The organism is Paenibacillus graminis, assembly GCF_000758705.1.
GTDB lineage: Bacteria > Bacillota > Bacilli > Paenibacillales > Paenibacillaceae > Paenibacillus_AQ > Paenibacillus_AQ graminis.
This window is the reverse complement of sequence record NZ_CP009287.1, coordinates 3,939,285-3,961,640: the sequence shown is the minus strand read 5'-3', so window position 1 is coordinate 3,961,640 and position 22,356 is coordinate 3,939,285. Positions and strand designations below refer to the sequence as shown.

General features: G+C 51.4%; 24 protein-coding genes. 20 read left to right on the top strand and 4 right to left on the bottom strand.

All coding sequences use genetic code 11. The annotated features are described in order from the left end of the window. The first annotated feature begins 236 nt into the window (after positions 1–236). From PGRAT_RS16595 to PGRAT_RS34655, 12 genes are all read left to right on the top strand, one after another. Positions 237–1,025, top strand: coding sequence for an HAD-IIA family hydrolase (locus tag PGRAT_RS16595; RefSeq protein ID WP_025704221.1), 789 nt, complete (start codon positions 237–239; stop codon positions 1,023–1,025). Between the two features lie 55 nt (positions 1,026–1,080). Then, positions 1,081–1,896 carry an Fpg/Nei family DNA glycosylase gene (locus PGRAT_RS16590; RefSeq protein ID WP_025704222.1) on the top strand — a complete coding sequence of 272 codons (816 nt, stop codon included), beginning with the start codon at positions 1,081–1,083 and terminating at the stop codon, positions 1,894–1,896. Next, positions 1,886–2,749: a deoxyribonuclease IV gene (locus PGRAT_RS16585; protein ID WP_025704223.1), complete on the top strand. Its 864-nt coding sequence runs from the start codon at positions 1,886–1,888 to the stop codon at positions 2,747–2,749. Before PGRAT_RS16590 ends, PGRAT_RS16585 begins: the two co-directional genes overlap by 11 nt. Beyond that, a complete protein-coding gene (locus PGRAT_RS34660) occupies positions 2,746–2,880 on the top strand; it encodes a hypothetical protein (protein ID WP_272945703.1) in 135 nt (44 codons plus the stop codon). The genes PGRAT_RS16585 and PGRAT_RS34660 overlap by 4 nt, the downstream gene beginning before the upstream one ends. Continuing rightward, the gene (locus tag PGRAT_RS16580) at positions 2,880–3,203 is read left to right on the top strand and encodes a thioredoxin family protein (RefSeq protein WP_025704224.1); all 324 of its coding nucleotides are present in this window, start codon (positions 2,880–2,882) and stop codon (positions 3,201–3,203) included. Before PGRAT_RS34660 ends, PGRAT_RS16580 begins: the two co-directional genes overlap by 1 nt. Beyond that, the gene (locus PGRAT_RS16575) at positions 3,204–3,986 is read left to right on the top strand and encodes an ABC transporter ATP-binding protein (protein WP_025704225.1); all 783 of its coding nucleotides are present in this window, start codon (positions 3,204–3,206) and stop codon (positions 3,984–3,986) included. Further along, complete coding sequence (locus PGRAT_RS16570; protein WP_025704226.1) at positions 3,983–5,050, top strand: SAM-dependent methyltransferase; 1,068 nt, start codon at positions 3,983–3,985, stop codon at positions 5,048–5,050. Before PGRAT_RS16575 ends, PGRAT_RS16570 begins: the two co-directional genes overlap by 4 nt. A gap of 127 nt (positions 5,051–5,177) precedes the next feature. Beyond that, on the top strand, positions 5,178–6,683 hold the full coding sequence (locus PGRAT_RS16565; protein WP_042266894.1) for a serine/threonine protein kinase: 1,506 nt from the start codon (positions 5,178–5,180) through the stop codon (positions 6,681–6,683). 152 nt (positions 6,684–6,835) lie between these two features. Continuing rightward, positions 6,836–8,389, top strand: a complete 1,554-nt coding sequence (gene abc-f, locus PGRAT_RS16560; protein ID WP_042266892.1) for a ribosomal protection-like ABC-F family protein — start codon at positions 6,836–6,838, stop codon at positions 8,387–8,389. Positions 8,390–8,462: 73 nt separating this feature from the next. Continuing rightward, positions 8,463–9,533: a ThiF family adenylyltransferase gene (locus tag PGRAT_RS16555; protein ID WP_025707005.1), complete on the top strand. Its 1,071-nt coding sequence runs from the start codon at positions 8,463–8,465 to the stop codon at positions 9,531–9,533. Between the two features lie 16 nt (positions 9,534–9,549). Next, the gene (locus tag PGRAT_RS16550) at positions 9,550–9,852 is read left to right on the top strand and encodes a Dabb family protein (protein WP_025707006.1); all 303 of its coding nucleotides are present in this window, start codon (positions 9,550–9,552) and stop codon (positions 9,850–9,852) included. 122 nt (positions 9,853–9,974) lie between these two features. Next, positions 9,975–10,733 carry a response regulator transcription factor gene (locus PGRAT_RS34655; RefSeq protein WP_025707007.1) on the top strand — a complete coding sequence of 253 codons (759 nt, stop codon included), beginning with the start codon at positions 9,975–9,977 and terminating at the stop codon, positions 10,731–10,733. Positions 10,734–10,794: 61 nt separating this feature from the next. On the opposite strand, the gene PGRAT_RS16540 is transcribed toward PGRAT_RS34655, so the two are convergent. After that, a complete protein-coding gene (locus tag PGRAT_RS16540; protein ID WP_025707008.1) occupies positions 10,795–11,301 on the bottom strand; it encodes a C40 family peptidase in 507 nt (168 codons plus the stop codon). A gap of 272 nt (positions 11,302–11,573) precedes the next feature. Continuing rightward, positions 11,574–12,215 (bottom strand): thiamine diphosphokinase, encoded by a 642-nt coding sequence (locus PGRAT_RS16535; protein ID WP_025707009.1) that lies wholly within the window; start codon positions 12,213–12,215, stop codon positions 11,574–11,576. A gap of 157 nt (positions 12,216–12,372) precedes the next feature. Here PGRAT_RS16535 and PGRAT_RS16530 point away from each other — a divergent pair, with 157 nt between their 5' ends. Further along, positions 12,373–12,837: a low molecular weight protein-tyrosine-phosphatase gene (locus PGRAT_RS16530; RefSeq protein ID WP_025707010.1), complete on the top strand. Its 465-nt coding sequence runs from the start codon at positions 12,373–12,375 to the stop codon at positions 12,835–12,837. 152 nt (positions 12,838–12,989) lie between these two features. Here PGRAT_RS16530 and PGRAT_RS16525 read toward each other — a convergent pair whose 3' ends face one another. Next, the gene (locus PGRAT_RS16525; RefSeq protein ID WP_025707011.1) at positions 12,990–13,721 is read right to left on the bottom strand and encodes an alpha/beta hydrolase; all 732 of its coding nucleotides are present in this window, start codon (positions 13,719–13,721) and stop codon (positions 12,990–12,992) included. 265 nt (positions 13,722–13,986) lie between these two features. Between PGRAT_RS16525 and pdhA the strand changes: the two genes are divergently transcribed. From pdhA to PGRAT_RS33290, 5 genes are all read left to right on the top strand, one after another. Then, the gene (pdhA, locus tag PGRAT_RS16520) at positions 13,987–15,054 is read left to right on the top strand and encodes a pyruvate dehydrogenase (acetyl-transferring) E1 component subunit alpha (RefSeq protein WP_020431186.1); all 1,068 of its coding nucleotides are present in this window, start codon (positions 13,987–13,989) and stop codon (positions 15,052–15,054) included. Positions 15,055–15,069: 15 nt separating this feature from the next. Then, complete coding sequence (locus PGRAT_RS16515; RefSeq protein ID WP_025707013.1) at positions 15,070–16,047, top strand: alpha-ketoacid dehydrogenase subunit beta; 978 nt, start codon at positions 15,070–15,072, stop codon at positions 16,045–16,047. A 142-nt stretch (positions 16,048–16,189) separates the two neighbouring features. Then, on the top strand, positions 16,190–17,824 hold the full coding sequence (locus PGRAT_RS16510; protein ID WP_042266888.1) for a 2-oxo acid dehydrogenase subunit E2: 1,635 nt from the start codon (positions 16,190–16,192) through the stop codon (positions 17,822–17,824). A gap of 3 nt (positions 17,825–17,827) precedes the next feature. Further along, positions 17,828–19,240, top strand: a complete 1,413-nt coding sequence (lpdA, locus tag PGRAT_RS16505) for a dihydrolipoyl dehydrogenase (RefSeq protein WP_025706198.1) — start codon at positions 17,828–17,830, stop codon at positions 19,238–19,240. 410 nt (positions 19,241–19,650) lie between these two features. Continuing rightward, positions 19,651–19,809 (top strand): hypothetical protein, encoded by a 159-nt coding sequence (locus PGRAT_RS33290; protein WP_155990418.1) that lies wholly within the window; start codon positions 19,651–19,653, stop codon positions 19,807–19,809. Between the two features lie 13 nt (positions 19,810–19,822). Here PGRAT_RS33290 and PGRAT_RS16495 read toward each other — a convergent pair whose 3' ends face one another. Then, positions 19,823–20,614, bottom strand: a complete 792-nt coding sequence (locus PGRAT_RS16495) for an alpha/beta fold hydrolase (protein ID WP_025706200.1) — start codon at positions 20,612–20,614, stop codon at positions 19,823–19,825. A gap of 299 nt (positions 20,615–20,913) precedes the next feature. Here PGRAT_RS16495 and thyA point away from each other — a divergent pair, with 299 nt between their 5' ends. After that, positions 20,914–21,708 carry a thymidylate synthase gene (gene thyA / locus PGRAT_RS16490; protein WP_025706201.1) on the top strand — a complete coding sequence of 265 codons (795 nt, stop codon included), beginning with the start codon at positions 20,914–20,916 and terminating at the stop codon, positions 21,706–21,708. A gap of 43 nt (positions 21,709–21,751) precedes the next feature. After that, on the top strand, positions 21,752–22,243 hold the full coding sequence (locus tag PGRAT_RS16485; protein WP_025706202.1) for a dihydrofolate reductase: 492 nt from the start codon (positions 21,752–21,754) through the stop codon (positions 22,241–22,243). Positions 22,244–22,356 lie beyond the last annotated feature (113 nt).

The following is a 22,356-nucleotide window of genomic DNA, read 5'->3' as shown; positions in this document are numbered from 1 at the left end:
AGCTTTCGACGAAGTGTGTTAAATTTAAAGGAGTAGCTGGATGAAAAAGCAACGAAGCACTAGAGAAATTGGCGAATAATCAACGGTTTCTGCCCGGCCGGAATGAGCATGAAGCCAGCCTTAATTGATGTGCAGGACAGGGGCATCTTCTACTGGATAACTGTTGATTAAGAAAATTAATAGGATTAATAATCAATCTGGTTAAAAGAAAAATTACTGCAATGGGGGCGGTTGCAATGGATCATGTTGGGGGATTGTTGATCGATTTGGATGGAACTCTATTTCATGGAGGACGGATGATTCAGGGCGCAGATCTGCTAATCGCCGCACTGCGCAAGGCAGGAATTCCTTTTATGTTCGTAACGAACAATTCTTCGCGGACCCCTGCCAATGTAGCGGCGCACCTGTGCGCAATGGGCATCGGAGCAGAAGCTCAGGAGGTGTGCACTTCATCATTGGCTGCAGCCCGCTACATCTCCGGAGAATCGCCGGGATCAACAGTGGCGATACTTGGAGAAGAGGGATTGATTCAGGCATGCCGCGAAGCCGGACTTCGCCTGGTGAGCGAAGCGCCGGAATATGTTGTACAGGGCATTGACCGGTCTTTTACATACGATTCCCTGGCACAGGCTTCCCGCTGGGTGCGCGGGGGGGCGAAGTTTGTGCTGACAAATCCCGACCTGATGCTCCCCTCCGATGATGGCGTCATGCCCGGTGCAGGTTCACTGGGAGCCGCAATTGAAGCGGCAAGCGGGATTCCGCCAGTTGTCATCGGCAAACCTGAAGCGCATCTCATTACGTATGCCACGTCACTGATGGGAATTGATCCGGGTGAGGCGGTTGTGGTCGGGGACAACATGCGGACAGACATTTCCGCAGGAGCCCGTGCAGGCTGCCGGACCATTCTGGTGTTGACCGGGCTGACTACAAGGGATAATCTGGAAGACTATCGGCGTCTAACCGGCGTAGAGCCGGACGAAATTTGTGCTGATTTAGCTGAACTTATGTTGACACTCGGTGTATAATGTCAAAGGTGTGCTTTTTATTTATCTATGATACCTTCGAAGGGAAGATGCCAATATGCCGGAATTGCCGGAAATGGAGAATTACAGAAAGCTGCTCAGCCAGCATCTTATAAATGTTCCAATTACGGGCGTAACCGTAAACCGTGAGAAAACCATCAATATGGAGACCCAGGAATTCACCCAAGCGCTCCTTGGAGCACGGATTGTTTTTGTGGAGCGCCGTGCCAAGCATATCCTGTTCCATCTTCACGATGGCCGCAGGCTGCTGCTGCATCTGATGCTGGGCGGACTGCTGTTCTACGGTACGGAGGAGGAGCGGCCTGAACGCTCTACGCAGGTTGAGCTTGCTTTTGGAGACCACATCCTGTATTTCATGGGGCTGCGCCTGGGGTATCTGCATCTGCTGTCCGTCAAGGAAAGTGAGGCGGCAATGGGCAAGCTGGGACCGGAGCTGCTGGACCGCCGCATGACACCTGAACGCTTCGCGGGACTGCTGAAAGGGCGCCGGGGCGCGCTGAAGAGCCTGATGGTCAATCAGCAGGTTATGGCGGGGATCGGCAACTGCTATGCGGATGAAATTGCTTTTGAGGCCAGGCTCCTGCCGACGACGCTGGTGCAGAATCTGACGCCGGAAGCGGTAGCACGGCTGTATGACAGTGTCCGCAAGGTGCTGACGGAGGCCACCGAAATCGGAGGTTACATGGAAATGCCGTTCATGACCGGAGATACAGTTACCGGTTCCTATAATGATAAGTGTAAAGTGTACGACCGTGAAGGCGAACCTTGTCTGCGCGGCGGGGGAACGGTTGTCAAAATAGAGCTGTCCGGCCGCAAGGTGTTTTATTGCCCGGACTGCCAGCATGACCAATAGTCCCAACATTGGGGCACATGTCAGCATTCGCGGCGGTTACGGGCAGGCTGCCCGGTTCGCCTGGGAGAGCGGTGCGACATGTTTTCAATATTTCCCTAAGAATCCGCGCAGTTTGCGCGTGAAGCCGCTTGACAGGCGTGATGCCGCCAGCTGCGCTGCCTATTGCCGGGAAAAGGGGATGGTGTCGATTGCACATACTCCCTATCCCACCAATCTGGCTGCGGCCAGTGACGGGGCGACGCCGCGGACGGTAATGGTGGCATCGCTGCTCAACGACCTGGAGATCGCTGAGGCCTGCGGTTCGCTGGGCATTGTGGTTCATTTTGGACATTTCTCCGGGATTGAGCCATTACAAGGATACCAAAATATTATACAATGTATAAATAATACGCTGGAAAGCTGGGACGGGCAGGCCAAGCTCCTGATAGAAAACCAGGCCGGCAATCACGGCAAAGAAGGCATGACTCTGGAAGAGCTGGTCAAAATCCGTGAGCTCAGCCGTTATCCGGAGAAAATCGGGTTTTGCCTGGACACCTGCCATGCATTCGCCGCCGGGATCTGGAACCCGCAGCATACGGAGGAATTCCTGCAGCGCGGCGAAGCGCTTGGCTACTGGCAGCAGCTTGTGGCCGTTCATTTGAACGATTCTATGTATGCGTTCGGCTCGCGCAAGGACAGGCATGCCCAGATCGGCAAGGGTTGTATCGGTGATGAAGGCTTGCGGAATCTGCTGACTGCGGAACCATTTGGCCGGATGGCTATTGCCTTGGAAACGGGGAAGGGACCGGACGGGACACACCGGCAGGAAATTGCCGCAGTCTGCAAATGGTATGAAGCGGAGGTGCAGCTGTGATCAGCCTGTTTATGAACGTCAGCCGAAAGCGGCCCGAGGGCTTCTCATTGATCCGTTCGAAGATGGGATGTCTGCTGCTGCGTTTGGATGCTACCAGATTTCTGGAGATTGCCGCCTGGGGAGGCAGATGATGAAGGAGATGAATCAGCAGGAATTGCTGGAAGCGCTGGAGCGGAAGGGTGAGCCGCTGGTGGTCTTTTTCTATACCCCACTGTGCGGAACCTGTAAAGCGGCGCGGCGGATGCTGGAGGTCGCAGAGCATCTGCTGCCGGAGGAGCTGTTGATTGCCGCAGGCAATGTGAACATGCTGCCAGGTCTGGTGAATACCTGCCGGATCTCCAGTGTGCCTGCACTGCTGGTTGCCCCCGCAGATCGAAGCAAGGCTCCGCTTATTTATTATTCAATGAGCTCTGTGGAACGGGTGCTGGACTACATAAGGAGTGTGACCTCATAAATGATATCTTTACAACATCTGACCCTTCGCAGGGAACAAAGCCTGATTCTGGACGATGTGTCGCTGGAAATGAAGCAAGGCGAGAACTGGGTGATTCTGGGCCGCAATGGCTCAGGAAAAACTACAATTTTAGAAATGATGACCGGCTACTTGTTTCCGAGCAAGGGTTCCGTCGAGGTGCTTGGTTATAAATACGGCCAGTGTGATCTGCGCGAGGTGCGCAAGGAAATCGGCTATATCGGACCGTCATTGATGGAAAAGCTGTCGCTGACCGATCCCGTATGGGAGGTTGTCGCTACGGGTGCCTATGCTTTTCTCCGTTTCTATCAGGATATTCCGCGCGCCGTACACGATCAGGCGATCCGGCTGCTGGAGGACATGAATCTCGGTGAGCTGGCAAACCATCCGTTTGGAACCTTGTCCCAAGGGGAACGCAAAAAGGCGATGCTGGCACGCTGCCTGATGGCTGAGCCGAAGCTGCTGATCCTGGATGAGCCCTGCGCCGGGCTCGACTTGTATGAACGCGAAAAAATGCTGGCTGAGATTGACAAGCTGAAACAGCGTGACGTATCTGTTGTATATGTGACACATCATGTTGAAGAAATTGTGCCGTTGTTTACACATGTGGCCCTGATCCGGGACGGCAAGCTGGCCGGCTCCGGACCCAAGGAAGAAGTGCTGACGAAAGAAATGATCTTGGCCACCTATGATATTCCTGCTGATATTGAATGGGATAGCGGCCGTCCCTGGATTAAAATAAGACCTGGAGGCTCAATCCTTTGAATGATTTTACTGAAGAAACTCCACGGCAGACCCCTGCTCCGGAAGGAAAAGCGCATTCGCGGTATATTTGTACCGCCAACCACGGTTTTGCCCCATATGCACAAGAGGAGCTCCGCCGCCTGTTCGGTGCGGTGAAGAGCACGCTGCTGCTGCCGGGCGAGATTTTTCTGGCCACACTTGAAGCGGAGCCTGAAGAGGTGTCGCGGCTATTGGCCGGTCATCTGCCCATCTTCCTGCGGCATATACAGCCGGTGCAGTTTCAGGACCAGGGCGACCTGTCTGCGCTGGACCGGCTGGCTGTTTACCTGAGCCGGCGCAGCGAGCTTGAAGGCGAGAAGGTGTCGCTGCATGTCCGCAAAGGCAACAACTCTTTCTGGCCGGATAGTCCGGGTGAACTGCGCGAATGGCTGCAGGAGCGCCTGCAGGACCTGGGCGCTGAGTTCACCGTCCAGGACCCGGCCTGGGTGATTTCCGTCTATGCAGACGGCGGGGCGCTGTATGCGGGTGTATCCCGGCCGGAGGAAAACCTGTCAAGCTGGAATGGAGGCATGATCCGTTTCCGCAAAGAGGATGGACAGATATCTCGGGCGAAGTTCAAGCTGATGGAGGCGGAAAAGGAGTTCGCGATTCCGTTTCACAGCTTCCGGAATGCTGTGGATATCGGTGCATCGCCCGGCGGCTGGACCTCGTTTCTGCTGGAGCGGGGGCTTAAGGTGACAGCCGTTGACCCGGCGCTCATGCACGAGTCGCTCCGCAAGAATCCTTCGCTGAAGATCCTGCGCAAAAATGCCGGAGACGTGAAATTTTCGGACAATGAATTTGACCTGCTCGTCTGTGACATGAGCTGGAGCCCCAAGCTGATGGCCAAGCTGGTTACCGGCCTGCTGCACAGCCTCTCTCCCGGAGGAACGGCCATTGTCACCGTAAAGCTGATGCATAAGAAGCCGCTGGCGGTAATCAAGGAAATTATCGCTATGTTTGAGAGCGGGCGGATGCAAATCCAACGTGCCAAGCAGTTGTTCCATAACCGGGACGAAATTACACTTTATATGATTAAATATTAATAATATTCATCTTTACCGATGGGAAAGCATCCCGTTATCCGCGCAGCCGGTTGTATGCCGCTGCTTGCATGGCTAACGGGGGCTTTCCCTTTTTTTTGTGCCGGATCAAAAGACTGGAGGAGTAAAAATGGAATTTGCAACGAAGCTCAAAGCTGGACTGATACTAGGGGACAGGTACAGAATTGCCCGTAAAATCGGAATAGGGGGAATGAGCCATGTTTTTCTCGCGGAGGATTTGCGTCTGCCTGGGAAATGCTGGGCGGTGAAGGAGAGTATCGATAAAGGGGAGGCCTATGGAGATATCCAAGCGGAAGCCGAACTGCTGATATCGCTGAACCATCCGCTGCTGCCGGGAATGGTTGATTTCTTCCCGCCGGACGGGGAGGGGTATTGCTATCTTGTGATGGATTATATCGAGGGTGTTACATTAAGTGAATATCTTCTGGTGAACCCCGGGCCGCTGCCGGCTATCTGTATCCTTCGTTATGCCAAGCAGCTGCTGAACGTGCTGCAATATTTGCACGGGCATCATCCGCCAATTGTTCACCGCGACATGAAGCCAGGGAATATTATGCTGACCGGACGAGATGAGCTGATGTTGATCGACCTGGGTATTGCGCGCAGGCTAAAAAAAGTTGGGAATGAAGACACGGAGAAACTCGGGACAGCAGGTTTTGCCGCACCGGAGCAGTATGGAGGAGGGCAAAGCGGGCCTGTCTCGGATCTCTACGGTCTGGGGGCTCTGCTGCTGTATATGGCAACCGGGGGCCAATTCAGCCGCTGGCAGCCGGGACTGGAGGATAAGCTGCGTCCCGGACTGCCGGACGCTATGATTCCTGTGATCCGGCGCTTGCTGCGCCAGCATCCTGAAGAGAGGTATCCTAATGCAGAAGCAGTACTGCGTGCATTGGAGCCGATTGAAGCTCAAGCTGGGACAACATCTGGACCCCAATATAGGCCCAGCCCATCTGCCGCACACCCTGCCAAAAGGAAAGCGGCGGTGGTTGCTCTCCTTGGGACAGCTCCGGGCCTTGGCACAACCCATACTTCTTTGGCCGCGGTCACCTTCCTGTCCCGGTCCGGTGCTGCCGCTTGGGTGGATTATCATCCTGCCTCTGCTGTGTATGAGCGAATCTGTAATCTGCTGGACAGGCCAGAAGAAGCTCATGACCATGGAGCCGGAGGGAGCCCCCTGGTGTGGAAAGGGGTCCACTACTATAAGCGACCGCCTGAAGGTGATATTAGCTCCCTGCTGCGAGGTACGTATCGTTTTGTGATTCTTGATTTGGGTACGGCGGGCTATGCGGGAGCTGTTGAGGAATTTGCGGCAAGTGATATCCCGCTGCTTGTGGCTTCCGGTGCGGACTGGCGGCTGGAGGATACACTGCATTGGCTGGCCCGCAGCGGGCTAGTGCCCCAGCCGAACTGGAGGGTCTGCCTGCCGCTCTCCGGCCAGGCTGCGGCCGGTCTGCTGGGAGCCGCCCTGGGTGGCGTTACAGTACACACTTTGCCGTATCAGCAGGACCCTTTTCAGCAAAAGGGCAAGCTGGCTGAGACACTCGAACGCCTGCTGAAAGAGTATACGCCGGAACGGATGTTTGCGAAGCGTAATGGAATTTTCAGAAAAAAATGAAAAGAAATATAGTTTTTTCTCCAGGTCTAGCTTTTTAAGGCATATTCCTGTTTCAGTGTGGCGCTTACATGTGCTAGAATGAATCGTTGTATGTGCAGTTAGGACTGAATGCCGCTTCATTTTAAATATAGATAGGAGTTTATGGAGAATTTATGAGTTTACTTACAGTGGAAGACGTTTCGCATAACTTCGGAGACCGGCAGCTGTTCAAAAATGTATCCTTCCGGCTGCTGGCCGGAGAGCATGTTGGACTGGTAGGAGCGAATGGCGTCGGCAAGTCTACGCTGATGAATATTTTGACCGGGAAGCTGCTCAAGGACAGCGGCAGAGTGGAATGGACCCCGAAAGTCCGCTATGGCTATCTGGATCAGCATACGATTCTTGCACCGGGCAAAACCATCCGTGACGTACTGAAGGATGCCTTCCTGCCACTGCTTGAGCTTGAGAATGAAATGATGGCCATTACCGGGAAAATGGGTGAGGCTGATCCAGAGGAGCTTGAGCTGCTGCTGGAGCAGATGGGTGAAATCCAGGAACAGCTGGATATCGGTGATTTCTATTTGATTGATGTCAAAGTAGAAGAAATGGGCAACGGCCTCGGTTTGTCGGCCATTGGATTGGACCGTGATGTATCAACATTAAGCGGGGGACAGCGGACCAAGGTTTTGCTGGCCAAGCTGCTGCTGGAGAAGCCGAATGTTCTGCTGCTGGATGAGCCCACCAACTATTTGGATGTGGAGCATATTGACTGGCTGACGAACTACCTGAAGCAATATCCGTATGCGTTCATCCTGATCTCCCATGATACTGAATTTATGAATAAAGTCGTCGATGTTGTCTACCATCTGGAGTTTGCCAAGCTGACCCGTTATACAGCCAACTATGAGCGTTTCCTTGATATGGCGGAGATGAATAAGAGTCAGCATATCGACGCTTATGAGAAGCAGCAGGAGTTCATCAAAAAGCAGGAGGATTTCATCCAGCGCAACAAAGCGCGTGCCTCCACTTCAGGACGGGCCAAAAGCCGTGAGAAGCAGCTTGACCGGATGGAACGGATTGACCGTCCGGAGGAAGCGGCGAAGCCTGCGTTCTCGTTCAAGGAGAGCCGGGCCAGCGGCAAGACGGTGTTCGAAGGCCTGGACTTCGAGATTGGCTACGACCGGCCGCTGCTGCCAAAACTGAATATGACGATTGAGCGCGGCGAGAAAATTGCCATTGTCGGCTGCAACGGGGTGGGCAAATCCACTTTGCTGAAGACCATTCTGGGTGTCATCCCTGCTTACAGCGGTAAAACCTACCTTGGCGATTACCTGAATGCAGCATACTTCCAGCAGGAGGTTAAGGCTGCGAATCTCACGCCAATCGACGATGTATGGAATGAGTTTTCCAGTCTGAACCAGCATGAGGTGCGTGCCCATCTGGCCCGCTGCGGCCTGAAAAACGAGCATATCACCCGTCCGCTGAGCATGCTGAGCGGGGGCGAACAGGCCAAAGTGCGTCTCTGCAAGCTGATGATGCGCGAGAGCAACTGGATTCTGTTCGATGAGCCCACCAATCACTTGGATGTAGTAGCCAAGGCAGAACTGAAACGGGCATTGCAGGATTACAAAGGCACGGTTCTGCTGGTTTCCCACGAACCCGATTTCTATGAGGATTGGGTCACCAAAGTCTGGGATGTGGAGCAGTGGTCGGCACAGACAGTTTAGGTTAAGCTGAAGCCGGAGAAGAGCGGCCCTATGCCTCTCCTTTCCGGCTTTAAATAGATGGGGGTGCCTTGAAATGAGCCAAATGGAAAAGGAACAAGCTGGAGCTGCCCGGGAGCGTGGGCGGGACGGCCGCTATTCGCGCCAGGTAAGATTCACCCCGTTTGGTGCGGAAGGGCAGGCCGGACTTGCCGGCTCGACCGTGCTCATCGTCGGAGTAGGGGCTCTGGGAACAGGGATTGCCGAAACGCTGGCCCGCTGCGGTACAGGACGCATCATCCTTGCTGACCGCGATTATGTGGAGTGGAGCAATCTCCAGCGCCAGCAGCTCTATACGGAAGAGGATGCCCGTCAGCGCATGCCGAAGGCCGCAGCGGCCAAGGCGAGGCTTGAGCGCATCAACTCGGAAATTACGATTGAAGCCCAGGTGCTGGATGTGCGCGCCGAAGAGCTGGAGAGCCTGCTTCCGGGTGTGGATCTCATCATGGATGGCACGGATAATTTTGACACCCGGCTGATTATCAACGATATGGCCCAGAAGCACGGAATACCCTGGATTTATGGAGCTTGTGTCGGAAGTTATGGCATCACCTTTACGATTCTGCCGGGTGAAACGCCATGTCTGAACTGCCTGCTCGGCGCAGTGCCGCTCGGCGGAGACACTTGTGACACAGCAGGCATCCTACCGCAGGCTGTGCAGCTGGTGACTGCGAATGCTACTGCAGAGGCGCTCAAGCTGCTTGGAGGACGCCCGGAGCAGCTCAGGGGCAAGCTGCTGTCGTTCGATGTATGGCGCAATGAGCATCAGGAGATCGGCGTCAAGGCCGCCAAAAAGGACAGCTGTCCATCCTGCGGCAGCCATCCCGTTTATCCCTATCTGACAGCGGCCAATACGGAGCGCAGTGATGTGCTGTGCGGCAGGGATACGGTGCAAATCCGGCCGGCACAGCGCCGCCAGCTGAATCTTCAGGAGACAGCCGCAAGACTCGCAAGACTTGGCAGCGGCAAGGTCGAGAGTAATCCCTATTTAGTTTCGTTTACGGAAGAACCGTTCCGGATGGTCGTTTTTGGAGATGGACGGGCCTTGATTCATGGAACCAGTGATGTTGCTGCCGCCCGCAGCTTTTATCACCGGTATTTTGGCTGATGAGGGAGCGAGTGTGATGGAGATAGGTACAATCAGACACATGGCAATATTTACACTGAAGCATAGGGAAGGATCTCCGGAGATTGAGCATTTCTTACAAGACGGTGAGAAGATTCTCAGCGCGATCCCGGTTGTGAAGCGCTTCGAGGTACTGCGCCAGGTAAGCACGAAATGTGAATTTGACTATGGCTTCTCCATGGAGTTCGAGAATCAGGAGGCCTACGATGCCTACAATGCGCATCCGGACCATCAGCGGTTCGTACAGGAACGCTGGGAAACTGAGGTAATCAGCTTCCAGGAAATCGACTTGATGAAATAATTGATCAAAATTATTCAGGACCATTGGGACCATTCCGGGGAATGGTCTTTTTGCATTAGGGGAACAATAAGCCTATTCTGCAGCGGCATGGCTGCAAGGCTGATTGGATGCGGGGGATTAGCGTGAATGAGATCATTGCTTGGTTTATACCCCGGCAGCCCGCTGATTTCAGTGAAACCCTGGAGACGAGCCGGGAAAGGGAAGAACGAATAAAGCTGCAACTTGCGCTGGAGGAGCTCGGCGTCCAAACAGCAATAAGCGAAGATCTCGAGGATCTTCGCTTACTGCTGTCCAGAGTGGAGCCTGTACTGCTGATTGCGGACCTGAATCATGCGTCAGCGTGGGCTGGATGGAGTTTGGTTTCGGATCTGAGGGAACAGGGGAAACGGCTTACCGTAATGGTGATCTCGGATGGGATGTATGGCGAGGAGGCGGCAGCGGCTTTTGAGGCGGGCGGCAATGAGTATATGGTGAAGCCTGTACATTCCGGCGAGTTCAAATGCAGAGTGGATAATTTAATGAGACTTACAGGCCGCCGCCGCGGCCTTTCATCTCGGTTGAAGGTAGATGGGCTAATCCTTGACCCTGCCCGCAGGATGGTCCTGCGGGATGGAACCGAGCTGAAAATGACGCCCAAAGAGTTTGATCTGCTCTATTATCTGGCTGTGCATCTGGGGGAGGTCTGTTCCCGGGAAGAAATTCTAAAGCAGGTTTGGGGTTATCATTTTCATCCGGACACCAACGTAGTTGATGTCTATATCAGGCATATCCGGCTAAAAGTGGACAAAGGCCACAAGAATAAATTGATTCACACGGTGCGCGGAACCGGATATGTACTGCGCGCGCCGGAAGGCGCGCCACATGCTGACACTATACTCTGAACCATACAGGCCACTTTTTTGAACCGCTGTAAAAGATCTGAAAGGGGTCTCTAATGAGCTGTTACAGTACGCGGCGTGCTTTCAGGTAGGTTCTTTTCCAGTTGCCGGAGTTAAGGTCGGAGATGGTTACACCCGGTGAACCGTAAGTGTGAAGAATTTTACCATTTCCAATATAGACGGCTACGTGAGTTACATTTGATCCGTTAGCTCTGCTGCCGCTGGAGAAGAATACCAGATCGCCCGTTTTCAAATTCGCTTTGGATACGGCTTTCCCGACTTTGGATTGTGCTACAGAGGTGCGGGGCAGTTTCACGCCGTATTTACCGAAAATATATTTGGTGAACGAGGAGCAGTCAAAGGTACGGGTTGATGAAGTGGAGGCGCCGAACTCATAACGCACTCCCATATATTTTTTACCGAGATTCACAATTTTTTGTCCGGTAGAGGAGGACACGGATGCGGCAGCAACCGGTGCTGTGCCGGCTCCAGTAGCCATCAGAGTGCTCAGGCCAATCGTAGTGCACATCCCAACTACAATTGCCTGCTTAAACCATTGATGTTTCTTCATGTTGTAATTCCTCCCAATTAATATCTAAATGTCTATTTTCTTGCCTGTTCGTAGTATAGCAGGTTATGAATCTCCTATATTTTGGAGCGCAGGACTCAAAGCCAAGCGGGGCCTGAACTGGAAACGCTTTATTAAAATCTCATTAAAAGTTACAAAATATTAATATTTTAAAGTTTAGGCAAATCAAAAAAAGCCGGAAAGGCCCCATGGAGCAAGGGGATTCCCGACTTATATTTTTGAAACAAAGGTTACAGCACTGTCTTCAGTATGTATCAATCCTTGCTTTGAATAATCAGAAGCAAGCCGCTTTCGATAGAGACCGTTCCGCGTTCCGCCGTCAGAATGTTGCTCACTCCCAGAGATTGCCCCAGTTTCAGAGTGGCTCCTGTCAGCGGATATTGAAAGCCTTCAAGCGTGATTCCAGTCACTTCAGGTGTTAGCGGCAGCAGTGAAACATAGGTATACCCCAGGTCATGAATCTCTGTTTGGGAGCCGGTCAGGGTAATATAGTTATGGGTATCCATCACCGAGCAGCGTACCTGGCGCTGCAGTGCTCTTGTCATCATTTGAATACTGGCGAGGGTATGGTCCATCCGTGTCCCCGTCACCCCGAACAGCAGTATGGATTCCGGCTGGGTTCCGAGTGCCAGATCTAGCGCCATTTCACTGTCTGTTAAATCCTTGTCAACGGGATCGCATGTAATGGTTTTTTTACTTCCCGCCTCGATTTGGTGAAGAGCCTCCGGGGGGACAGAATCGAAATCACCTACTGCAATATCCGGCACAACCCCATGCGTAATCAGGAATAATGCGCCCCGATCTGCTCCGATTACAAAATCCTCTTCATCTAATAGAGACAAATACTCCGCCGACAGATCTCCTCCGGCAAAAATAACAACCCGTTTGGCTGGCATAGGGACCTCCTTATTGGTGACTGTATAGTTAGTTTTCCAAAGACCAAGTATAATGCAGATCGAAAAGTTGTACAATTGCGTCCTCCCGCGCTAAAATAAATACAGTACATATTATGTACATACAGGAAAATAAAAAACGTAGCCGGAGGTGAGAAGAATCGTAAACGTGCTGTTTGTATGTCTGGGCAATATTTGCCGCTCGCCGATGGCTGAGGCTGTGCTTCGCCATAAGATCCTGAAACTGGGGTTGTCTGAACAAATCTCTGTAGATTCTGCGGGTACCGGGGACTGGCATGTCGGCAAAGGGCCGCATGAAGGAACCCGCCGTATTCTTGATCAGCAGGGAATCAGCTACGAGAATATGAAAGCGCGTCTTGTGGGCAGTGATGATTTCGGGAACTTTGATTATATGATCTGTATGGACCAGTCCAATGCCGAGAATGTGCGCAGGATTCCAGGCGGCCAGAACGCGAACCTGCTGTTCTTCATGGACCTGCTGCCTGAGGAGGAGCTGAGAGAAGTGCCTGACCCATATTTTACCGGAAACTTCGAACAAGTCTATCAGCTGATCAATGCCGGTTGTGATGTGCTGCTAGACCGGATCATTAAGGAAAAGCTATAGAAGAATATGTGTGACCCTGCGTTGCTGATTCGAAGGCCGTCCTTGAAAATAAGGACGGGCACCTTGTGCCCGTCCCATAATGAAAGCGCGAACATGTAGGGAATATACCTGCGTCCTTAAGATGTTCACTTTTTTTGTCTTTCAAAGCTGTTTTATTTGTTTAAGAAATAGAGTAGCGATTCCGGCAGCTCCTTCTGCCAGAATCCCCAGAGATGGCGGCCGTCTTTCTCCCGGTAAGAAACGGTTGCCCCGCGTGACTCCAGCAGAGACCTGGTATCCCGGTTCATCTGCACAAAATCGTAGACGCCGGTATCGGTCGTATATTCGGTTTCCTGCAGACCAACCACCATGTTGATATCCAGCCAGGAGAGGTCTTCTTCCTGTGCGAGGATTTCGCGTGTCTGCGGATAATAGGCGCCAGAAAGACTTAGTACACGGTTGAACAGGCGGGGGTAGGCTAATGCGAGATGCAGCGAGACACTGCCGCCAAGTGAATCCCCTGCGATGATCCGTTCATCCCGTGTGCGGCGGACCGGATAATTATGTTCAATGAAGGGAATAATCTCTTCGGCAAAGCATGAAAGATACTGCTTGAACCGGTTGCCGAAGGGAGCGTATTCTTGAGTGCGCACAGCTACGTTTACTTCAACGCCTACTATAATGAAGGGTTCGATGTCCTGCTCCAGGATCAATTGACCGGCAAGGGTTGCGATCCGGCCGAAGTTAAAAAATTCTTCTCCGTCCTGGCAGTAGATTACAGGATAACTAAGTACCTCATTATAACCGGGAGGAAGGTATATACGCAGTTTGCGCTCTTCCTGGAGATGCTCGCTCCACAAAGTTTGTTTTACAATTGTACGTTTCAGAAAAACAGGCTCGTTCATCGCTCAATCGTCACCTTTCTTGTCGGATTTTGCATTAGTCTTCAGGTTGCGTTAAAATTACCCAAGCAGTAGATGTGTTAAATATCATTTACTTGCTAAATAAATGTCAATCTGTTATAGGATATTTCGAATCCTGTTATACATACAAAATTTATGAAAACATAAATTTTATGCGTATTTCTTTGACGAAACAGATAAAACAGGTGTATAATAATTCTATAACAGAGGACACTGATATTCAAATTTTTTTATTGAGGTGAAGATGATGACTAAAGTTCCTTACGAAGTGTACACAGAGGACGTGGAGGCCCTTTCGGTGCTTTCCCCCGATGGAGAAGTTATCAATAAGGATAAAATGCCTGCACTTACCGACGATCAATTGAAAGAACTCATGTATCGTATGGTATTTACCCGGACTTGGGATGACCGCGCCGTTAATCTGGGCCGTCAAGGCCGCCTGGGTTTCTATGCGCCGGTGTCCGGCCAGGAAGCTACTATGATCGGCAGTGAATTTGCACTTCAGAAAGAAGATTTTGTCTGCCCGGGTTACCGTGATATACCGCAGCTGGTATGGCATGGACTTCCATTATACCAGGCTTTCCTATATTCACGCGGCCATCAGCATGGCGGACAAATTCCTGAAGGTGTAAATGTGCTTATGCCACAGATTATCATCGGCGCGCAGATTTTGCACGCTACAGGGATTGCAATGGGCTTCAAACTTAAGAAGCAGCAAAATGTTGCCATCACCTACACGGGTGACGGCGGTTCCTCCGAAGGCGACTTTTACGAAGGCCTGAACTTTGCCGGACGCTTCAAACTGCCGGTAATCTTCTTCGTACAAAACAATGGCTATGCCATTACTACACCATTCGCGAAACAGACAGCTGCCAAGTCGATCGCCCACAAAGCGGTTGCAGCAGGTATTCCCGGCATCAAGATTGACGGCATGGACGTTTTCGCTGTTATCTCCGCTGTTCAAGAAGCTGCGGAACGCGCCCGCAAAGGCGAAGGCGCTACGCTGATTGAAGCTGTAACTTACCGTTTCCGTCCGCATTCCCTGTCCGATGACGCCAGCAAATACCGTTCCAAGGAAGAAGAAGGCCAGTGGAACGAGAAGGACCCGATTGCCCGTCTTGCTAAATATTTGGAGAAGAAGGGCCTCTGGACCGAAGAAGACACGCTGCGTGTCAGAGAAGAAGCGAAGGCTACTGTAAACGAGCAGATCAAGAAAGCAGAGCAAACCGAAAAAATGACCGTTCCCGGCTTGATCGACAGCATGTTTGAGGTAACTCCGAAACATCTGGAAGAACAAAAAGCCGATTTTGAATAAGGGGGATATCAGGCAATGGCACAAATGAATATGAAAGAAGCAATTCGTGACGCAATGCGCGTTGAACTGAACCGTGACCCGGGCGTGCTGATCTTCGGGGAAGACGTTGGTAACGTTGGTGGCGTATTCCGTGTAACGGAAGGCCTGCAGAAAGAATTTGGCGAGGATCGCGTATTTGATACTCCGCTGGCTGAATCCGCAATCGGCGGTCTGGCTTTTGGTCTGGGTGTTCAAGGCTTCCGCCCGATTGCCGAAATCCAGTTCGTTGGTTTTATCTTTGAGGCGCTCGACCAAATCGTCGTTCAGGCAGCCCGTCTGCGCTGGCGTTCCGGGGGCAGATTCAATGCTCCTGTAGTATTCCGCACTCCGTTTGGCGGCGGCGTAAAGGCAGCGGAGCTTCACACTGACTCCCTGGAAGGGCTGATCGCGCAAAGCCCGGGGATCAAGGTGGTCATTCCTTCTAATCCATACGATGCCAAGGGACTGCTGATCGCGTCGATCCGTGACAATGACCCTGTATTCTTCATGGAGCATTTGAACCTCTATCATGCATTCCGCGCAGAAGTGCCGGAAGGTGAATATACCGTTGAGCTGGGCAAAGCCAATGTGGTCCGCGAGGGCTCCGACGTCTCGATCATCACTTACGGTCTGATGGTACATACTGCTACCAAAGCGGCCGAACAGCTTGAAAAAGACGGCATTAAGGCCGAAATTATCGACCTGCGCACGGTCAGCCCGATTGATATCGACACCATTGTCGCTTCTGTGAAGAAGACGAACCGCGCCATTGTGGTTCAGGAAGCACAGAAGAGCTCCGGTGTAGCCGCTGAGGTTATCGCACAAATCAATGAAAAGGCTATTCTCCATCTCGAAGCTCCGGTGCTTCGTGTTGCGGGTCCTGATACCATCTATCCATTTGCGCAAATCGAGGATACTTGGATTCCTACTCCTGCACGTGTAATCGCAGCTGTGAAGAAAGTAATGGAATTTTAAGAATACTACTGCAGCCGTCCTTATATAAGGGCGGCAGCCGTTTCTGATTCACTTGAACTATTATCAGATATATGGATAATTGGGAGTTTTACAAAGTTGAATTGAGGTAACAATGCTCATAAACTTTTAGGAGGTTATTAAGGTGGCAAAATTTGAGTACCGGTTCCCCGAGCTGGGCGAAGGTTTGCATGAAGGCGAAATTATCAAAATGCATATCAAAGCTGGCGACAAAGTAACCGATGACGATATCGTAATGGAAGTACAGAATGACAAGGCTGTAGTGGAGGTTCCTTGTCCAGTCAACGGCACAGTCCTGGAAGTGTTCACCAAGGATGGCCAAGTCTGCCGCGTAGGCGAAGTTGTTGCCATCATTGATGCAGAAGGCGATATTCCTGAGCAGGAAGGCGGCCATGCCGAAGCACAGTCCACGCAAGAAGCGGATGCAGCCAAAGGCGGAGCAGACACTGCTTCTTCTCCTGCTACAAGCAGCCCGGCTAACTTTGAATATAAGTTCCCAGAACTTGGCGAAGGTCTGCATGAAGGCGAAATTATCAAGATGCATATCAAAGCAGGGGACAAGATTACCGACGATGATATCATCATGGAAGTGCAGAATGACAAGGCTGTAGTGGAAGTTCCTTCCCCAGTCAACGGTACAGTGCTGGAAGTATTCGCCAAGGACGGGCAGATCTGCCGTGTAGGCGAAGTTGTAGCCATCATTGCCGCAGAAGGCGATGTTCCTCAGCAGGAAGGCAGTCATACCGAAGCTCCGGCTGCCCAGACAGCAGCTCCGGCAGCGGCTGCAGCACCAGCAGCGGCTCCAGCGCCTAACCGCGATGTGCTGGCAACGCCAAGTGTACGCAAGTTTGCCCGTGAACAAAGCGTCGACATCTCCAAGGTGAACGGCACCGGTAAAAACGGAAAAATTACCCATGAAGATGTTGAAGCCTTCCTGAAAGGCGGCCCTTCAGCGCCAGCGGCGGCTCCGGCAGCAGCGGCTTCTGCTTCAGCGGCACCAGCAGCAGAAGCTCCAAAAGACAAGGCGCCTGCGGCAGCAGCTTCCGGCAACGTAAGCCTGGAAGAAGAACGCGTTCCATTTAAAGGCATCCGCAAGGCCATTGCCAACGCCATGGTTAAGTCGGCCTACACTGCGCCTCATGTTACCATCATGGACGAAGTCGATGTTACCGAGCTGGTAGCTTTCCGTGCCCGCATGAAACCTGTTGCCGAGAAGAAAGGCGTGAAGGTCACTTACCTTCCGTTCATCGTCAAAGCACTTGTTGCAGCTTCCCGCCAGTTCCCTGCGCTTAACGCCATGATTGACGAAGCGAACAACGAAATTGTCTACAAGAAGTACTACAATATCGGTATTGCAACGGATACAGACAATGGTCTGATTGTTCCGGTAATCAAGGATGCTGACCGCAAGAGCATCTGGATGATCGCAAGTGCCATCACCGATCTGGCAGTACGCGGACGCGACGGCAAGCTGGCTCCAAATGAAATGAAAGGCAGCACGATTTCTATCACTAACATCGGTTCTGCCGGCGGTATGTTCTTCACTCCAATCATCAACTTCCCTGAAGTGGCGATCCTGGGTACCGGCCGCATCACTGAGAAACCGGTCGTTAAGAACGGTGAGATCGTAGCGGCTCCTGTAATGGCATTGTCCCTGAGCTTTGACCACCGGATCATCGACGGCGCAACAGCACAGAACTTTATGAATTACATTAAGACTCTGCTTGCAAATCCTGATATGTTAGTTATGGAGGTGTAATAAATGGTAGTCGGAGACGCTTCAATCGAAATCGACACATTGGTTATTGGTGCAGGTCCCGGCGGGTATGTGGCGGCAATCCGTGCCGCCCAGCTCGGCCAGAAGGTCCTGATCGTGGACAAATCGGAACTCGGCGGCGTATGTTTGAACCGCGGCTGTATTCCTTCCAAAGCACTGATCTCAGCAGCACATCAATACGAGGCTGCACAGCACGGTGAAGTTTTCGGTGTTACTGCCGAGAATGTCAAAGTGGACTGGTCCAAGACGCAGGAATTCAAAAACGGTGTGGTTAAAAGAATGACCACCGGCGTAACCAGCCTGATGAAAGGCAACAAAATTGAGGTGTTCAGCGGCGAAGCCATGTTCATCAGTGCAAACGAAGCCCGTTTGTTCAACGAGCATGAGTCCCCGCGCTACAAATTCAATAACTGCATCATCGCGACGGGCTCGCGTCCGATTGAGCTGAAGCCTTTCCCGTTCGGCGGACGTATTCTGTCTTCGACCGAAGCGCTTGAGCTGCCGGAAATTCCGAAGAGCATGATCGTTATCGGCGGCGGCTACATCGGTGCAGAGCTTGGTCAAATGTACTCTAAGTTCGGTACTAAGGTAACTATCATAGAAGGTCTGGATACCGTTCTGCCAGGCTTTGACAAGGATATGACCCGTCTGGTTGCCAAAAACATGGCTAAAACAGGCATCGAAATCGTAACCAATGCCAAAGCTGAAAGTGCGGTTCAGAACGACAAGGAAGTTACTGTGAAATACTCTGTTGGCGGAGAGTCCAAGGAAGTTACTGCAGATTACCTGCTCGTTACAGTTGGCCGTCGTCCGAATACGGATGGAGAACTGGGTCTGGATCTGATCGGCATTGAACTGGGCGAACGCGGACTGATTAAGGTTGACCATCAGGGCCGTACCAACATCCCTAACATCTATGCCATCGGAGATATCGTTCCTGGCCTGGCACTGGCACACAAAGCCTCCTACGAAGGCAAAATTGCTGCGGAAGCCATTTCCGGACACAAATCTGTGGTGGATTACAAAGTGATCCCGGCTGTTGTATTCACAGATCCTGAATGCTCTAGCGTGGGTCTGACTGAAAAAGAAGCGAAGGATAAAGGCTACACCGTGAAGAGCGGCAAATTCCCGTTCGCCGGCAACGGCCGTGCGGTATCCCTGAACAGTCCGGAAGGCTTCATCAAGATTGTGGCTAACAGCGAGAATAACCTTGTACTCGGCGCACAAATCGTGGGTATTGAAGCATCCAACCTGATTGCTGAGCTGGGACTGGCGATTGAAATGGGCGCTACACTCGAAGATATCGCACTCACCATCCATGCGCATCCAACCCTTGGCGAAATCGTCATGGAAGCGGCTGAGCTGGTGGAAGGCCACCCGATTCACGTGGTGAAATAACAGACAGCCGGCTTGCCGTGCAGGCTGAACAGACGGAAACGTAAAGCAGCAAGTCTCCATTGACCCGGAGACTTGCTGCTTTTTGTTTGCCATTTTTTTGATGTGCTATGAAAATTATTTTTGTACAAGATAGACTCTTGCCTTAAAAGGGCGGAGGCACAGTGATTCAAGCGGATCTTCCGTAGAGGGGTAATTAGACAGCAGCAGGATCGCTTCTGAAGCCGGGGCATCCAGAGAAACGGCCTGTTCCTGCTCGGAGAAGTTGATGCATACGGACAATCATGGACGGTTGAAAAGGATATCGGAGTCCTGGATTTGCAAGTGAATGCTGCCGCTGATGCATTGGATTACGATAAGTATCCTGATGTGCTGAAACGTTTGTCAGCCATTCGCACCAGGGAGATTTTTTGGTGGTTACTGCAAAACCGGGATATGAATTGGCAGACAAAGCTTCATTGGCGCATAAGGGTGGAGGAGCGCATGGTTCCATTCGTAAAATGGAATCACTTATGCCTTTAATCATCAGCGGGACGGATCAAAAGCCCGGACATTTACGAGTTGTTGACTAAAAAGCTGTTTTGCTTAACCTTGTGGCGAAGAAGACTCACAACGGTAAATAAACTGCCGGATGAACTCGTTCACTTTACCCGCTGCTTTTGTAGGAATCTGGTGTTTGGTTTCTTTTATAAAAACAAGCTCGCTTCTTGGCAATCGCTCTTGCAGAAGCTGGGCGTATGGATGGAACAGGGTGTCCTTTTCTCCGTAAACCAGCAAGACGGGGTGATGGATCCTGTCCAATTGAGCTGTACAGTTATAATGCAAGCTGTATTTATAATACTGTTCAGCGTTTTTAGCGTTTGCTTTTTTAGCATCGGTAAACAATGACCGCAATAATGACAGCCTGGCTTTTGCCTGGTTCCACGAAATGGAAAGGGCGATGGCACCGATTGCCCCGATACGGGACAAGAAGACTCCCCGTGCTATTTTATTTCTTAACTTTTTGTCGTTTACTTCCGACATCCCGCTAATCACAATTCCGCCGAATGCGCGCTCGGGACAGGTTAACAAAAAATCAAGGACAATCGAGCCGCCGGTGGAGTAACCGCACAAAAATGCTTTTTCGATCTTCAACTGATTCATCAATTGCCTGATATCCTCAACAATTAACGGATAAGTAATCTCTTCCCTGGAAGGTTTGCTGCTGCCGTGACCCCGGATATCAAAAGAAATTGTCCGGAAATCCGCAGATAATTGCTTCATCTGATATAGGAAATTCAAGCTTGTCAACACTGGAGGATGGACGAAAATTATCGTTGTTCCTTGGCCGCAGTCTGTGTAATACATGCTGTATCCATTGATAAAGGCTTGGGGCATGGGATATCACCTTCTTTACATTCCGATTTGTCTTGCCTGATTTGTTCCGGAAATTATGTCCGGTCTTTATTTTGTGGATAACCCAATCCGTTCATTCATGGAAAAAATGTTAGGGGAGTGGAGCGCCATAACGGCGGAGGCTTTTTTTGCTGCTACAATTTTTATGAATAGGAAAAACCATACAGGAAAAAGCCGAATATATAAAGGAATTTGTATTTTCTAAGTGTTAACAAGTTACAAGGACCGTTAGGTCATGGTAAACTGATAAAAGAAAAATAGTGGAGAGGGGTGCTGGACAATTGCGTAAATACTTGGATTTGCTTCAGGATATCTTAGACCACGGCGCCTCCAAAAGCGACCGGACTGGAACAGGCACATTATCTGTTTTTGGACGCCAGCTGCGGTTCGATCTGGCCGAAGGGTTTCCGCTGGTAACCACCAAGCGTATCCATCTTAAGTCGGTTATACATGAGCTCCTCTGGTTTCTGAAGGGGGATACCAATACCTCCTATTTAAAAGAACACGGAGTTTCGATCTGGGATGAGTGGGCCGACGAGAATGGCGAGCTTGGACCCGTCTATGGTTCTCAATGGCGGGCGTGGGAGAGTGCGGATGGGCGCCATATTGACCAGATTGCTGCTGTAATCGATTCGATTAAAAACAACCCGGATTCCCGCCGTCATATCGTCAGCGCCTGGAATGTGGGTGAAATAGAGCAGATGAAGCTGCCGCCCTGCCATTTTGTATTTCAGTTCTACGTGGCGGACGGCAAGTTGTCCTGCATGCTGACCATGCGTTCCGTGGATACTTTCCTGGGATTGCCCTTCAACATCGCCAGCTATGCGCTGCTGACGCATATGGTAGCCCAGCAGACCGGTCTTGAGGTAGGAGAGTTCATCTGGTCCGGGGGAGATGTGCATATTTATACAAATCACCTGGAACAGGTGGCCACACAGCTGTCCAGGGAGCCGTTTGCATTGCCAAAGCTGGTGATCCGCAGACAGCCCGAGAGCATTTTTGACTATACGTTCGAGGATTTCGAATTTGTCGGTTATGAGCATCATCCGGGAATTAAAGCGCCGGTTGCAATATAACCCTTCGCGGAGGGAAAAGATTCCTTAGTAGAGGAGGAACTTCATGAGCATTAGCCTGATTTGGGCCATGGCAGCCAATGGTGTAATCGGCAAGGATAATGATATGCCCTGGCATCTGCCGCGGGACTTTGATTACTTTAAGTCGCAGACACTGGGGAAGAGAATGCTGATGGGCCGCAAAACCTGGGATTCCTTAGGCGGCAAGCCGTTAAAAGGCCGAACAAGCATTGTCCTGACACGGGACCGCAGCTTTGCCCCTGAGGGGGCGGAAGTCGTGTATTCGCTGAAGGAAGCTGTGGCTGAGGGAGACAAGGGTGATGAGCTGATGGTTATTGGCGGTGCGGAGATTTACAAGATGATGCTGCCTTATGCCGACAAGCTGATGGTAACCCGGATAGAACAGGACATCCAAGGGGATACGAAGTTCCCGGAGGTCGACTGGAGCGAGTGGAGAGAAATCTCCAGCAGCCAAGGAATTAGGGATGAAAAAAATCCGTATGATTACCGATTCTACGTTTATGAACGTTCGGTTTGAAAAAAGCGTTTTCTCTGACACAACATGTGAAATAGTACAAATAATCAGCAGATTAGTCCATTACAGTGCGAAAGTGTTGGATGCTACTATAATTATTAAAATTAGAAATGCTA

Excerpts from the sequence above, each read along its gene's own strand:
- PGRAT_RS16595 (WP_025704221.1), top strand. The coding sequence starts at position 237 with ATGGATCATGTTGGGGGATTGTTGATCGATTTGGATGGAACTCTATTT.
- PGRAT_RS16590 (WP_025704222.1), top strand. The coding sequence starts at position 1,081 with ATGCCGGAATTGCCGGAAATGGAGAATTACAGAAAGCTGCTCAGCCAG.
- PGRAT_RS16585 (WP_025704223.1), top strand. The coding sequence starts at position 1,886 with ATGACCAATAGTCCCAACATTGGGGCACATGTCAGCATTCGCGGCGGT.
- PGRAT_RS16580 (WP_025704224.1), top strand. The coding sequence starts at position 2,880 with ATGAAGGAGATGAATCAGCAGGAATTGCTGGAAGCGCTGGAGCGGAAG.
- PGRAT_RS16575 (WP_025704225.1), top strand. The coding sequence starts at position 3,204 with ATGATATCTTTACAACATCTGACCCTTCGCAGGGAACAAAGCCTGATT.
- PGRAT_RS16565 (WP_042266894.1), top strand. The coding sequence starts at position 5,178 with ATGGAATTTGCAACGAAGCTCAAAGCTGGACTGATACTAGGGGACAGG.
- abc-f (WP_042266892.1), top strand. The coding sequence starts at position 6,836 with ATGAGTTTACTTACAGTGGAAGACGTTTCGCATAACTTCGGAGACCGG.
- PGRAT_RS16555 (WP_025707005.1), top strand. The coding sequence starts at position 8,463 with ATGAGCCAAATGGAAAAGGAACAAGCTGGAGCTGCCCGGGAGCGTGGG.
- PGRAT_RS16550 (WP_025707006.1), top strand. The coding sequence starts at position 9,550 with ATGGAGATAGGTACAATCAGACACATGGCAATATTTACACTGAAGCAT.
- PGRAT_RS16540 (WP_025707008.1), bottom strand. The coding sequence starts at position 11,301 with ATGAAGAAACATCAATGGTTTAAGCAGGCAATTGTAGTTGGGATGTGC.
- PGRAT_RS16535 (WP_025707009.1), bottom strand. The coding sequence starts at position 12,215 with ATGCCAGCCAAACGGGTTGTTATTTTTGCCGGAGGAGATCTGTCGGCG.
- PGRAT_RS16525 (WP_025707011.1), bottom strand. The coding sequence starts at position 13,721 with ATGAACGAGCCTGTTTTTCTGAAACGTACAATTGTAAAACAAACTTTG.
- pdhA (WP_020431186.1), top strand. The coding sequence starts at position 13,987 with ATGACTAAAGTTCCTTACGAAGTGTACACAGAGGACGTGGAGGCCCTT.
- PGRAT_RS16515 (WP_025707013.1), top strand. The coding sequence starts at position 15,070 with ATGGCACAAATGAATATGAAAGAAGCAATTCGTGACGCAATGCGCGTT.
- lpdA (WP_025706198.1), top strand. The coding sequence starts at position 17,828 with ATGGTAGTCGGAGACGCTTCAATCGAAATCGACACATTGGTTATTGGT.
- PGRAT_RS16495 (WP_025706200.1), bottom strand. The coding sequence starts at position 20,614 with ATGCCCCAAGCCTTTATCAATGGATACAGCATGTATTACACAGACTGC.
- PGRAT_RS16485 (WP_025706202.1), top strand. The coding sequence starts at position 21,752 with ATGAGCATTAGCCTGATTTGGGCCATGGCAGCCAATGGTGTAATCGGC.